Genomic DNA, 13,498 nt, shown 5'->3' with positions numbered 1-13,498 from the left:
TTCACAATTGCTCACCCGTTTCAGACGGGCAAGAGTTCAACGGGTTAACCGATAATTAAGCCATACACAATGCCTGGGCCATGAACCCCGATCGTCAAATCATTCTCAATATCAGAGGAACGGCTGGGACCCGAAATAAAATGAATACCTGCCGGTAGCTGCGCGCGTCCTGCTTCGTCGAAGCGATTCAGTGTCTCTCCAAGCCTTGTATGAAGCCGTTCAACCGGAATAAGCAAGATCAGCACGGTCGGCAGAAGGCTGACTGATCTTCCCTTCTCCGGGGAGGAAAGCACAGTCACAGAGCCTGTGTATGCCGTCGCATAATCCGCCATCACGACACCGATATCCGCTTCGGCCGCCCGGGCTTTCCAATCTACATCCGGGGCAATGTTCCACACGGAAACTTGTACATCCGGAAGCTGTTCCTCCAGCCCAAGATCGGTAAGCACCTGTTCATTCTGGCGAATCAGGTATTTCGCGCTTAATTCATGAGCTTTATTGGTAATAAATGCTGTGGCTTCTTCCATATTCTGAATTCGGACGATATGAGCACCGACACTGACAAAGTTATCCGTAAACGCCTGAATTCGCTGCTCCTCATCCCATTCCAGCTCATTCCAGAAGTCCGGTGCACCTCGAAAAGCATGGACTGGAGCATGGCGCTGTCTAGGCCTTTTTAACTTGGCGGCGATATCGTTCATGAACTTCTCCTGTCTATCGCGTGACTTTTCCTCCATAGCTGCAAGCCACTGCTGATGTTCACTTCCCATGCTTCAAGCCTCCTTCCCCGCGATCGCGAATAATCTGTTGCATACGCTCATGGACAGATGAATCCATAGCATTATGCTGCTGGTCCAACTCTTGCTCCAGATTGTCCCATTGCTGCCGGAAAGATTTTTTCGCTAGACTGGGAGCCACTCTGTACGAATTCCAACCTTTAAGCGGTCCCAGCTTTAACGAAATTCCATCATTACGAACAACCGCCTTCTGTCCAATCTGCCCAAGCCGAATAGCGACAGCAAAACGTTTGGAATTCGCCACAACAGCTGCAAATCCTCTCATTCCCATGCTCTCCAGCTTATCTCCATGGCCGTTTTCAACTTTACGTCTGCGTAAATAAACGAGCATGTCATGCAATGGAATCTTGACGGGACAAGCTTCATAACAAGCCCCGCACAGACTCGAAGCACTTGCAATATCGTTCCACTCCTCAATGTTACCGTTTAAAGAGGGAGTCAGCACGGCTCCAATCGGGCCACTGTAGGTTCCGCCATAAGCATGACCGCCAATGTGCCTGTACACGGGACAGGCATTAAGACATGCTCCGCAGCGAATACAGTTCAGCAGTTCCTGGAACTCGGGATCACCAAGTTGCAGAGATCGGCCATTGTCCACGATAATAATATGCATTTCATCCGGGCCATCTGCATCTGCCGAGCGGCGTGGGCCTGTAATTCCCGACATGTACATCGTGAGCTTCTGCCCAGTGGCCGAGCGCGGCAGCAAGGTGGCCATAACCTCCAGGTCTTCCCAAGATGGTATGATGCGTTCCATACCCATCAGTGTAATCTGTGTTTTCGGGACGGTAGATACCATACGAGCGTTGCCTTCATTTTCAAATAACACCATCGAGCCTGTCTCGGCAATCGCGAAATTGCAGCCCGTCAAACCAATGTCGGCCTCCAGAAATTTTTCACGCAGCTTCTTGCGGACAAATCCGGCCAGTACTGTCGTATCCGGCTCCAACACTTCTCCAGCTTCCTTGGACAGCAGCTCGGCAATTTGGTATCTGTTTTTGTGAATCGCCGGAATGACGATATGGGAGGGAGCTTCCCCCGCAAGCTGTATGATGTATTCGCCAAGATCGGTTTCAATGGCTTCAATGCCTGCCGTTTCCAGCACATGGTTCAGATGCACTTCTTCCGACACCATGGATTTGGACTTCACCACACTTGTGGCTTGCTTATGAACCGCAATGTCCAGTGCAATTGACGCCGCTTCCGCAGAAGTATCTGCAAAATGGATATGCACACCGTTCGCACGGGCATTGTTCACGAACTCATTTAAGTAATAATCGAGATACGCAATCGTATGCAGACGGATCTGACGTCCACGCTCCCGCCATTCTTCCCAGTTACCATGCTCTTCCGAGGCTGCCTTCTTGCCATTACGCAAACGTTCTGTCGTAAACTTCACGGCCTTGCGAAGAAAATCATCATTCAGTGCCAAACCCGCGCGGGATTTGACCGTTTCATTCATAACACCCGGTTGGCTCATCCGGTCTGCACCCCCTCATATAACAGTTCAGCCAGATGCATCACGCGTACAGGCTCGTTTCTGTACCGAAGGTTGCCCGCAATATTCATCAGACAAGCCATGTCTAGTCCAACAAGAACTTCGGCTTGTGTTTCTTTGACATGATCCACCTTCTCCGTCACAATCGCTCCTGAAATATCCGACATTTTGATCGCAAATGTACCTCCAAACCCGCAGCAATCTTCTGCATGAGGCAGTGGGACCAGTTCAAGTCCCTTTACATTGGAAAGTAAAGCCAGCGGTTCATCCTTCACCCCAAGCAGACGGCTGCCGTGACAGGAAGGATGGTACGTTACCTTATGCGGGAAATGTGCGCCGACATCCGTTACACCCAGCACCTGTACGAGAAATTGCGTGAACTCGTAAGCCTTGGCTTCCAGCCGCTTTGCTTTTTCCAGCCATTCCGGCTCATCTGCAAATAGCTCGGGGTAATGATGAATCATATAGGTACATGAACCTGATGGACACACGACAAAGTCGCTGTCATCAAACGCTTCTAATATGGTTTTGGCAGCAACACGGGTTTCATCCCAGTAGCCACTGTTATACGAGGGCTGACCACAACACGTCTGCACCTGTGGAAACTCCAGCCGAACGCCGTGAGCAGCGAGCAATCGAACCATCGCTTCTCCCACTCGGGGATAGATGGCATCACTTAGGCAGGTTATAAACAAGGAGACTTTCATCATTACACGCTCCAATTAATAATTTATTTCGAGTGAACACTCCGTTATCGTTATACGGTGCGAACCTGTACATCATACGCTCTGCACAGAGAAGTCTGCTCTTCATTCAAAGGTTCATCGGTAATAATGGTGTGCACAGCGTTCAACCCCGTCACACGAGCGAAAGCCCGAATCCCAAACTTGCTCGCATCAGCTAGCAGAATCACCTGATCTGCGATCCCTACCATCGTTTGCTTCAATCTGGATTGAAGCTCATTGGATTCACTGATACTACCACTTTCGAGGTGTACACCCTTGCAAGATAGAAACAGTTTGTCAACATGATAGGTTTCGAGCGAACGCTCTGCGAGTGGTCCAACGAAGGATAAGGAACGAGATGCCAACTGTCCTCCGGTGGAGATCACTTCAATGTTGTCCCGACTGCTTAATTCCGTGGCGACTTGAATCGAGTTGGTTAACACGGTTAGTGGCATATCCGGCATATTGGCTGCCATATAACCTGCTGTTGTACTGGCATCTAGCAAAATGCGATCCCCGGCTTTAATCAATGCCAAAGCCGCATCGGCAATTCGTTTTTTCTCGGACATGTGAGTTGTTTCCCGAATCCGGTAAGGAATCTCCGGCTGATCCTCCTTCACGCTGACCGCTCCGCCGTGTGATCTGCGCAACCTGCCGGCCTGTTCCAACCGATCCAGATCACGGCGAATGGTCTCTTCGGTTACACGGCAGCGCTCACTCAGCTCGGATACTCGCATGCTGCCCTTGATATTCACTAACTCCACAATCCGGTCATATCTTTCCGCCGCGAGCATGTCTACACCTCACTCCCGGTTTCTGTCTCTGGTGATATAGCATTTATTCGTAAAAACCGCTCATATGCTTCTTCCCATGCCGACCGGTTATCCTCCGGCTCATATACCTTTACAGGAAATGAGTCTCGAATAACGCGGCGTGCTTCCCAAATATCCTTAAACGCTCCGCTTGCGATCCATTGCACAGCCATATTCCCGATGGCACTTCCTTCCGCCGGGCCTGCCCATACGGGCTTGCCGAGGGAGTTCGCTGTCCACTGGCATAACAGTTCATTCTGAATGCCACCACCCACCATATGCAATCCGCTGAATGACTGGTCTGACAGCTGCTCCGTCCACTGCAGAACCCTGCGGTATTTCAAAGCAAGACTTTCCAGGATGGCTCTGGCTATACTGCCCTGATCCTCTGGAGCACGCTGTCCTGTCTTCTGGCAATATTGACGAATGCGTTCTGTCATATTGCCAGCGGGCAGAAACAACTCATCATCCGGATCAAAAAGGCTGGCAAACGCCGGAGCCGCCTCTGCCTTCGCCAGTAATGATGCATAACTGATTGCTTGCCCTTCGCGCTCCCACTGTCGCATGCAGTCTTGCAAAATCCAGAGCCCCATAATGTTTTTGAGGAGTCGATATGTGCCGCCTGCTCCACCCTCATTCGTAAAGTTCAACGCCAGACTCTCGGCACTGATCACTGGTTCATCAAGCTCGGTTCCCATCAGAGACCATGTTCCGCAGCTTAGATAAACAAAGCTTCGTTCCGTCGCTGGAACGGCCACCACCGCCGATCCGGTATCATGCTCCGCTACAGCCAGAACGGGAATAGACCCAAGGCCGATATCATCGCGTATGCTGCTACGTAGCTGTCCAACAGGGGTCCCGGGCAAAACTACATCTCCGAAATATTGGTCAGAAACACCAATATGGGTGAGAAGTTCACGGTCCCATTGTCCAAGCAGAGGATTATATAACTGTGTTGTTGTGGCATTGGTGAACTCATTCACCGCTTCCCCAGTGAGAAAATACCTTAATAAATCAGGGATCATTAGAAAACGCTCCCCTTCACGCAATAATGGAGAATCACCTCGCTTAAGTGCTGCAAGCTGATACAATGTATTAAACGGCAGAAACTGAATCCCTGTACGTTCAAAAATTCGCTTTGCCGTTAACTCCTGACAGACCCTATCCATTACACCGTTAAATTGTGTGTCACGATAATGATAGGGATTACCAAGTAGTTCACCGTTGCTGCCGAGCAAACCAAAATCCACGCCCCAGGAGTCAATCCCCAGACTCTCCGGAACTTCACCTTGTTGTTTTACAAGCGTCAACCCTTGAAGCACTTCATGATGCAGCCGCAATATATCCCAGTGCATCCGTTCTCCTACTTTTACAGGTTCATTTTTGAAGCGATGAATTTCCCGGGTTTCGATCCCTCGATCATTCAGCTGCCCCAGTATAGCTCTGCCGCTTCCCGCACCCAAATCATAAGCCAGCACACTCACTGCTTTCCCACCTTTCGGCAAATCATCGTCTTCCAACCTTCACATCTATCTTGAAGCCTGAAGTCAAATCACACTGAACAACCACCATGACTTATACCTTAATCTTCACTTAACCCTTTTCCTTCTGTAGCGATTTCATCTTTACTTCTCGCCCGAATATCTCTTTGTTTGTTTTTGTTTAATATTGTTTTGTTTTATTTAACGAGTATACCATCATTGTAAGCGTTTGAATACCCATGAATTCGCTATTTCCATCCCATAACAAAAACGACTCACTCCCTTTCGGGAGGAGTCGCTGCTTCATTTTCACATATAAAAAGGTTCATTCTTGGTGCCAGATTGTCCTGATTGAGGTTGGATATCACGTTCAAAATGTTTGAAGCGTGTACCCTGATAGGTTAACATGCCTCGATCCTGCTCCACCAGCATACCGTACATTTGACCGCCAACATTTAACTCCAGACGTTCCCCATTGTCAAACTCAAAGGTTACGTAATAACTCGTTCTCGCACTGCTGTCCCCACTTCCACCACGAACCTCGGTTCTTTTCGTCACAACTCTGGAATGTAAGGTCAGTACAGCTGAAGCATTGTTCGAAGACCAGGTCCGCACACCTGAGAAGATCGCATATACGATGACGCCCGCCACAACGAGAAACCCGATACCGATCACAATAGGCACAATCGTACCCATCACTCCAAGCTCATGGAGCCCAGAAAAAAAACCGCTCTGATTGCCTTCAAATCCCGGCACGCCGCTCATATCATCGAATCCCCCGAAGCCATCTACACTCAACTGGCCCACTGACGAGAATATGCCCGTAACCGCCATAACACATCGTTCCTTTCCCCACGCAAAATAACCCATGTTCCTTTTCCCGTTCGCAGCGTGTTACATTGGCAAACAACCCTTCTGCCTTGTCCATATACTATATGAGCCGGATCAGGAATACAGACGTTCAAGTTCGTCAACAAGACTGCCGACATAAGCAACTGCCGTACGGATCGGTTCAGGTCCGGACATGTCTACACCTGCAAGCTTCATCAGTTCCTGCGGCGTGAGACTTCCCCCGGATTTTAGTGCTTCAAGCCAGCGGTCCACTGCAGGCTGTCCTTCCTCTCTGATCTTCTGCGCGGCTGCTGTTGACGCTGTTAAACCTGCTGCATACGTGTACGGATATAAGCCCATATAATAATGAGGCTGTCTCATCCACGTCAGCTTGGCACCTTCGTCCACCACCAGCTCAGGCCCCCAGAACTCCGAAAGAATCGCACCTTTCAGTTCACTTAACGTCTTTGCCGTGATTGGCTTGTCATTCGTTGCGAGCGTATATACCCTGCGCTGTAATTCTCCCTCCAGCAGATGAGTAACGAAGTTGTGATAATACGTGTTAAGCAATTGCAAAATGACCCAACGCCGCATTCTCGGATTTTCAGAACGGTTCAGCAGATGATCTGCTAATAACATTTCGTTCATTGTAGAAGGTGCTTCTATAAAATAAAGAGACGGCCGTGTATTCGTAAGCCGTTGATACTTGCCAGCCAGCATAAAGTGGCCTGCATGCCCCACTTCATGCGCCAGTGTAAACGCTCCGCGCATGTTATTCGCCCATGAGATTAAGATGTAAGAGTGCGCCCCATAGATGGAGGAACAGAACGCCCCCGTGGATTTACCTGCATTGTCCGCATAATCAACCCAGCGGTCATTAAAGGCGCGTTCAACAATCTCCCCATACTCCGGCCCAAGTACATCCAGTGCCTCACGAATCAGCGTGCAGGCTTCCTCATATGTAATCGCTGGACTGAATTCTGGATCAAGCGGAGCCTTAAGATCACAAAACATCAGTTTATCGAGTCCAAGCTCACGTTTTTTGAGCGCTGCCAGTCTGCGCATATGCGGAGCAAGTTCCTTTTGAATAATATCCAGAACGTTATTGTACATCTCCTTGCTCACTTGCTGCGGAGCCAGTAGCATGTCCGTCACATCTTCATATCCGCGCAGACGGGATAACACCACCTGTTTCTTCACCTCGGTAGCGTATCCTTCAGCAAACGTGTTTTTGTATTGATTCAACGTTGCGTTAAAGGAGGCGTACGCGGAGCGGCGCAGCTCGGTATCAGGTGACATCTCGTAATTATTTTCGTAAAAAGACCATGATAAAGGACGGGATTGATCCTCCCCATCCAGCGCTTCATCAAAAGACATATCTGCCAGCTTGCCGCGCTGATAAATTCGATAGGGCGAATCCAGCACCTCGCCGAGTGAAGCAAGCACTTTCTCGGTTTCAGGCGAAAGCCGGTGAGCTTTTTCCTCCATCAGCCTTGCCACACTACGCTTGTACGGTGCCAGACCCGGAAGCTCACTCAAATACTGCTCAATCATGCCTTCCGGCAAGGAAACAATCTCGGAGTTGACAAATGACAGGCTGGACGACAGGTTGGACAGAATATCACCAGCTTTAGCAGCATTCTCAATATTCACCGGGTTTGTGCTGTCCTCAGACTGTTTTAGACGCGCATAAGCAGCGGCCTTGCCGATTCGTTCCTGTAAAGTTTCACGGGCATCCAGGCAAGCGAGTAATTGCTGAGCACTTTGCCCCAGTGTACCTTTGAAATTTTCGATATCAGCAGCGGCACCCGGCAGGGATAGAAGCTCCTGTTCCCATTCCGTATCGGTTGTAAACAGATCGCTCAGATCCCAGGTCGCTTCCACCACAACATCAGCGCGTGTACGTATTTTTTCCATCTTGATTGTCATCCTCCTTGCATTTCCAATATCTCTCATCGTAACATAATCCGCCAATCCATACATGACATCTACTGATTATGAGACTTTTGGTTTAAATCTGGAGAAATCAATCCGGCTGGAAAATTAAAAAACGTCAAGCTCCGGAAGTGTCCCGTTTACTTGACGGCTTAGACAGCATTTAGTCAGCTTTCCAGATGACATTTTCACCATAGTTTTTACCCCAGTTGTACATGGCATGCAGTACTGGCATTAAACTCTGACCATGGTCTGTAAGCGAGTATTCCACTCGGGGCGGAACCTCGGCGTACACCTTACGCTCGACGAGTTTGTCTTCCTCCAGCTCTCGTAGCTGATTTGTCAGCATCTTTTGCGTAATATGGGGGATCAGGCGTTTCAACTCACTGAAACGTTTCGTTCCCTCCAGACCCAGATGCCACAGTATAATCAGTTTCCATTTGCCCCCGATTACCGCCAGCGTTAATTCCTTTTCACAGTTGATTTCTTTTAGATTAATACGTTCCTTGACTTCGGACGCCATGGCTCCAAGCCCCCTTTATAGTTCATCTGTATATAAAGCCTGCTTCCACATTGGGCAACTTGTGTGTGATCCAACCCTAATGCCTCATTCTACTACAGCATGGGCAGAATGCAAAGCTCGTTAATCTTGCCTGCAGAAAAGACCGAAATCCATGCAACAGCACAGGACTCCGGTCTATTTCATTTTTTAGCTATATTAAACGCACGTGCTTTTCAATCGAACTACTCCAGATTTGCGTGACGACTGAACATATCTGCACCCGTCATGCCTTTCATCTCCATCATGGTGAGGATCAAGGCATCCATGCTTAACAATAAGCTTTGTTCAAACAAGGAGCCCATGGGCTGGATGGTAACATCTGCTCCAGCTCCTGCTGTATCCTCTTTCGCTGAGGCTGTCAGCCGCACAACTGCTTGGGCCATCTGTGCAATCGTGGACTCCGGCTTAATTGTGATTAAGCCTACAGGAGCGCCCGCTTGATTCGCTTTCCGTGCCATCGCGGCCAGACCGCCCGTCTCTCCAGAGCCCGAACATAACAGCAGGAAATCCGCTGAGCTAATCCCTGGTGTCACGGTCTCACCCACCACGTAAACGGCAAGTCCCATCTGCATCAATCGCATCGCAAAAGCTTTTCCCATCAGACCCGAACGACCTGCCCCGGCTACAAAAATGTGCTCCGCAGCCAGTAGTTGTTCCGCCATCTCCTGCATCTCGGCATCGTCAATCTGACTTAACGTACGTTCCAATTCCTTCAGGATTTCTGCGGCGTATTGTCTGCTGCTCATAAGCCTTACCCTTGTTTTACAAGGCGCTGCATTTCAGATGCCACAGCCGCTTTATCTGCTTGTCCTGTGATTCCGCCACCAACAATGACCAGGTCAGGTTGTGCTTTGATTACTTCTGGCAATGTGTCCAGCTTGATACCGCCAGCAACGGCAGTTTTCGCATTTTTCACAGCACCTTTGATCGTTTGCAGGTCTTCGAACGGGCTTTGACCAACCGCTTGCAGGTCATAACCCGTGTGAACACAGATGTAGTCTACACCCAGAGCGTCCACTTCACGTGCACGTTGTTCCAGGTTAGGCACGTTGATCATGTCCACGAGTACTTCTTTGTTTTGTTTTTTCGCTTCTTCTACAGCGCCTTTGATCGTCATGTCGTTACTTGCACCCAGAACGGTAATCAAGTCTGCGCCCGCTTCAGCTGCTTTCATGATTTCATATCCGCCAGCGTCCATAATTTTCAGGTCCGCAAGGACTTGCAGGTTAGGGTAGGCTTCCTTCATTGCTTTTACGGCATGCAAGCCTTCATTAATAATAATCGGTGTACCGATCTCAACGATATCAATGTATGACTCCACCTCTTTAACCAGTGCGATACCTTCCGGAATGTTAACCAAATCAAGTGCGAGTTGTAATTTCATGTTTTATGTCTCCTTTGTAATTGAAGTTGATTAATGATGCTGTATAAGTTGAAATAAAGATTTACACAATCCACTCCGATGACAGAAGAACATTCCAATCGCTGTTATCCCCAGATTTTTTTGATTCTCTTTTCCAAAGGGAAAAATCCGGTGATAAGCGTATGCTTCCGATGCAGCTTTCTTGCAGAAAGCTTTTAGGCGAACGCTTCGCTTTTCCAGGTTTTTTCTGTCCTCTCCGTTAACGTGTAAAAAATAGTTCAACTTATATAGATCCAAATGTTTATTTTTACCGCCAATGATCCGTTGCTGAGGCCAGCATCTCGTAATGGTGGTTGCTAGTTCATTGTAGAGCCTGACTATCTATTCAGGAAGTACGCACTTTCAAGTGAGGTAGTTACTTCGAGGAAACTATTGAATTTATTTCGTTGTTATACGAACTTTATTCCGAAGAAACATCCATCTTACGTCGCTCCCCCATCTAGGTTCTACTCATCGTTATCAACCTATACCTCTTGTACGATCAATCCGTAAGTTCAATTCAGCAGCCCTTTCTTTGTTTTAGAAAACAGAAAAACCCCACCTTCCCAGGCAGGGCCATCTAGATCTTCGTACCAGCGTAAGCTGTATGTTGATCTCTTCTTTTATATCAACCTATTACAGATATACAGGTTTCACACATACCGGCTTGGATACACCTGTGCTGTGACCTGTGTATTTCAGGCGACCGCTCTCCTGATCTACCGTAAAAGTAACCATGTTGTTGGTATCACGGTTAGCTGCAATCAACATTTTACCGTTCGGTGTCAAAGCGAAATGACGCGGGTGCTGTCCTTCTGCGGAGACATGTTCTACCAGGCTCAGATGACCTTTGTCAGCATCTACCGCAAATACGACGATGCTGTCATGTCCACGGTTGGAACCATACACAAAACGGCCATCGTTCGAAACCGTAATCTCAGCAGTTGTATTCTCAGCGCCGTCATAGCCGTCAGGAAGCGTTGAAATATTGGAGATTTCAGTCAGTGTACCTGCAGTTGCATCATACTTGTAAGATGTAATCGACGAATCGACTTCATTGATCACATATGCAAACTGACCATTCGGATGGAACGCCAAGTGGCGTGGTCCTGCGCCCGGATGAGTTTTGGTTTCACTGTGAAGTACCAGTTCGTTTGTACCAGCGTTAATGGAGTAGATCGCAATTTTATCCGCTCCAAGATCCTGTACCATCATATATTTTCCGTCAGGGCTGAAGAATGCGGAGTGCACATGTGGCTTGTCTTGACGTTCATGGTGCGCGCCATGCCCCTCATGTTTCTTCTCGTCCAGAAGGGCTCCAACCTCACCATTGTCTGTGAGTGCCTGAAGACCCACCAATCCACCGTGATAGCTGGACAAGATCAAATATTTACTGGAAGGATCACGTTGGATATGACATGGCGGAGCAGAGATGGAGTCCTTACGATTCAACAACGTCAATTTACCTGTGGAAGGATCTAGACTCAGTGCCACTGCTTCCGACATTTTATTGCCTTCGGCAGATGCCGTTTCACCAATGGCATAAAGCTTGTTTGCTTCCGCATCCACGTTTACAAACGTCGGGTTTTTCACACCCGCAATGCCGTCCAGCTTCGCCAGACTACCTGTATCCTCATTTAATTCGTATGCGTAAATGCCCTCATTTTCCGCTTCGGCATAAGAGCCGACTAGCACGAGCAAGCGTTTTGATTCACTCATTACAGTTTCCTCCTCTATGTGTATGTAATCTTGTTGCACCTCTTCTATAATAAATCTGCCATATCAAAATAGCAATCCGATCCCTGCTCGCTCCACAGGAGCCCCCGCATAATGAACGCAATGCGATGCTTATTCGTAGAAATATGATGCCCTTGTACATTCAACTGTCGAGCATTTCCTGCTATGATAAGATAGGTTTTTCATCCAGAAAGGACTGAACAGATTGTTTACCTCGTTTTTCATTACACTCTACCATGTATTTCTGCCTATATCCCTGCCAGTGATTGGCGGAGTGTTGTTAAAACACTTCAGAGATTGGGATACTCGGCCACTATCAACATTTTCACTCTATATTTTAAGCCCTGCGCTCATCTTCCATACCCTGCTTCATGCAGAGATTACCTGGACCGATGTTACAAGCACCTTTTGGTTCTCCATCCTCAACCTGGTTGCCCTCTGGGCCCTTGCCGAGTTGCTGAGCCGAATGTTTGGTCTGGGTGCACCGGAAAAAGCAGGTCTAACCCTCGTCTCCACATTTACCAACTGTGTGAATTACGGGCTCCCGCTTGTCCTGCTTGCCTTCGGTCAATTTGGACTGGACAAGGCTTCGGTTTATGTTATTGGACAGATGATTATTGTTAATACGGTAGGTATTTTCTTTGCCGCAAGATCCGAATTCACGGTAAAAAACGCGATATTATCCGTGTTCCGCATGCCCACCATCTATGCAGCTGTGATCGCTATCATTCTCCGCGGCTCCAGCATACATCTGCCTGAGGCACTGGATGGAGGCATATCGATGATGGCTGCTGGTTACTCTCCCATTGTTCTGGCGATCCTGGGCGCACAGATGCTCAGACCCAAGGGAGATACGGCGCCTTGGCAGTCTAATGTCCGTAAGGCATTCTGGGCAGGGCTTGTCGTGCGGCTTGCTGCAGCGCCTCTCTTGGCTTGGCTTATTCTGAAAGCACTGCAAGTCGAAGGGACATTATTTCCTGTGCTGCTCATCCTAGCATCCATGCCAACCGCAGTGAACGCCGTTATTTTGGCTGAACAGTTCGGCGCATCTCCACAATTTGTATCCCGTTGTATTCTGTGGACCACCGCTGCATCCATGGTCATCCTGCCGATTATGATTGTGATGTTTTCCTGATCAGCACAGGCGTTGTGCCGCCACCAGAGGCGTTTGCCGCTTGGCGGCGCTTCTCCAGCCGGCGTTCATGCCGCCGATGAAGGGCTCTGACATAGAAATATTTCACAACAAAATACGAAATGAATCCCAGGATTAAACCGAGTACACTCATGCCTGCCAAAATATCGAGACCGCCAAGCAGCAATTCACTTACCGCCGACCAGTTTCCGTGAAACAGTTCCCTCCACGCACTCTCATGCATAGGTCCCTGCCCCATACTATGTGCTGGCAAAATCCATGAACCAATCTGTTTTGCCAGTGGCATGAGAATAATCGGCAGGAACGTCAGCTTGCCTACGACATTACCTACAATGGCTGCTGGCATGGAACCTCCAGCCAGGCGCACAATCGGATAAAACACAAGATAAATCAGGGACGCGGTCGAAATTACGATCAGTTCAAGACCAAAACCTATGGCAAATCCGGTAGATACCTTGTGGGCACCGCCCGGAGCACGTAAAAGTTTGAGAAAATTCAGTTTCATCGCACGAGTCAAACGTGCCATTCGATTAGGTTTGCGCTTCTGGTTCTTCATCCTGAATTT

13 protein-coding genes are annotated in these 13,498 nt (G+C 48.6%); 1 reads left to right on the top strand and 12 read right to left on the bottom strand.

Features of this window, described 5'->3' with window-relative positions:
* Positions 1 to 44: 44 nt before the first annotated feature.
* From AC1VYS_RS12665 to AC1VYS_RS12615, 11 genes are all read right to left on the bottom strand, one after another.
* Positions 45 to 770, bottom strand: a complete 726-nt coding sequence (locus tag AC1VYS_RS12665; protein WP_482914530.1) for a LutC/YkgG family protein — start codon at positions 768 to 770, stop codon at positions 45 to 47.
* Positions 760 to 2,277 carry a LutB/LldF family L-lactate oxidation iron-sulfur protein gene (locus AC1VYS_RS12660; protein ID WP_482914529.1) on the bottom strand — a complete coding sequence of 506 codons (1,518 nt, stop codon included), beginning with the start codon at positions 2,275 to 2,277 and terminating at the stop codon, positions 760 to 762. Before AC1VYS_RS12660 ends, AC1VYS_RS12665 begins: the two co-directional genes overlap by 11 nt.
* Positions 2,274 to 3,002, bottom strand: a complete 729-nt coding sequence (locus tag AC1VYS_RS12655; RefSeq protein ID WP_482914980.1) for a (Fe-S)-binding protein — start codon at positions 3,000 to 3,002, stop codon at positions 2,274 to 2,276. Before AC1VYS_RS12655 ends, AC1VYS_RS12660 begins: the two co-directional genes overlap by 4 nt.
* Before the next feature lie 50 nt (positions 3,003 to 3,052).
* Entirely contained in the window at positions 3,053 to 3,814 is a 762-nt protein-coding gene (locus AC1VYS_RS12650) for a DeoR/GlpR family DNA-binding transcription regulator (RefSeq protein ID WP_482914528.1), read from the bottom strand.
* A 2-nt stretch (positions 3,815 to 3,816) separates the two neighbouring features.
* Positions 3,817 to 5,316 carry a rhamnulokinase gene (locus AC1VYS_RS12645; RefSeq protein WP_482914979.1) on the bottom strand — a complete coding sequence of 500 codons (1,500 nt, stop codon included), beginning with the start codon at positions 5,314 to 5,316 and terminating at the stop codon, positions 3,817 to 3,819.
* 306 nt (positions 5,317 to 5,622) lie between these two features.
* Positions 5,623 to 6,183, bottom strand: a complete 561-nt coding sequence (locus tag AC1VYS_RS12640; protein WP_482934521.1) for a DUF2500 domain-containing protein — start codon at positions 6,181 to 6,183, stop codon at positions 5,623 to 5,625.
* A gap of 75 nt (positions 6,184 to 6,258) precedes the next feature.
* The gene (gene pepF, locus AC1VYS_RS12635) at positions 6,259 to 8,061 is read right to left on the bottom strand and encodes an oligoendopeptidase F (RefSeq protein ID WP_482914526.1); all 1,803 of its coding nucleotides are present in this window, start codon (positions 8,059 to 8,061) and stop codon (positions 6,259 to 6,261) included.
* Positions 8,062 to 8,242: 181 nt separating this feature from the next.
* Complete coding sequence (locus AC1VYS_RS12630) at positions 8,243 to 8,602, bottom strand: winged helix-turn-helix transcriptional regulator (protein ID WP_441923879.1); 360 nt, start codon at positions 8,600 to 8,602, stop codon at positions 8,243 to 8,245.
* A gap of 221 nt (positions 8,603 to 8,823) precedes the next feature.
* Positions 8,824 to 9,387, bottom strand: coding sequence for a 6-phospho-3-hexuloisomerase (hxlB, locus tag AC1VYS_RS12625; protein ID WP_482914525.1), 564 nt, complete (start codon positions 9,385 to 9,387; stop codon positions 8,824 to 8,826).
* Between the two features lie 5 nt (positions 9,388 to 9,392).
* Positions 9,393 to 10,025: a 3-hexulose-6-phosphate synthase gene (gene hxlA / locus AC1VYS_RS12620; RefSeq protein ID WP_482914524.1), complete on the bottom strand. Its 633-nt coding sequence runs from the start codon at positions 10,023 to 10,025 to the stop codon at positions 9,393 to 9,395.
* Positions 10,026 to 10,679: 654 nt separating this feature from the next.
* Positions 10,680 to 11,762 (bottom strand): lactonase family protein, encoded by a 1,083-nt coding sequence (locus AC1VYS_RS12615; RefSeq protein ID WP_482914523.1) that lies wholly within the window; start codon positions 11,760 to 11,762, stop codon positions 10,680 to 10,682.
* Positions 11,763 to 11,985: 223 nt separating this feature from the next.
* Here AC1VYS_RS12615 and AC1VYS_RS12610 point away from each other — a divergent pair, with 223 nt between their 5' ends.
* Positions 11,986 to 12,915 (top strand): AEC family transporter, encoded by a 930-nt coding sequence (locus AC1VYS_RS12610; protein WP_482914522.1) that lies wholly within the window; start codon positions 11,986 to 11,988, stop codon positions 12,913 to 12,915.
* On the opposite strand, the gene AC1VYS_RS12605 is transcribed toward AC1VYS_RS12610, so the two are convergent.
* Entirely contained in the window at positions 12,893 to 13,489 is a 597-nt protein-coding gene (locus AC1VYS_RS12605; protein ID WP_482914521.1) for a DUF2062 domain-containing protein, read from the bottom strand. The two genes, AC1VYS_RS12610 and AC1VYS_RS12605, sit on opposite strands and share 23 nt — an antisense overlap.
* Between the last annotated feature and the right edge of the window lie 9 nt (positions 13,490 to 13,498).

The sequence above is a fragment of the Paenibacillus sp. G34 genome, assembly GCF_056856875.1.
Note: the sequence above shows the minus strand (reverse complement) of the source record. Positions and strands in the feature narration are given on the sequence as shown.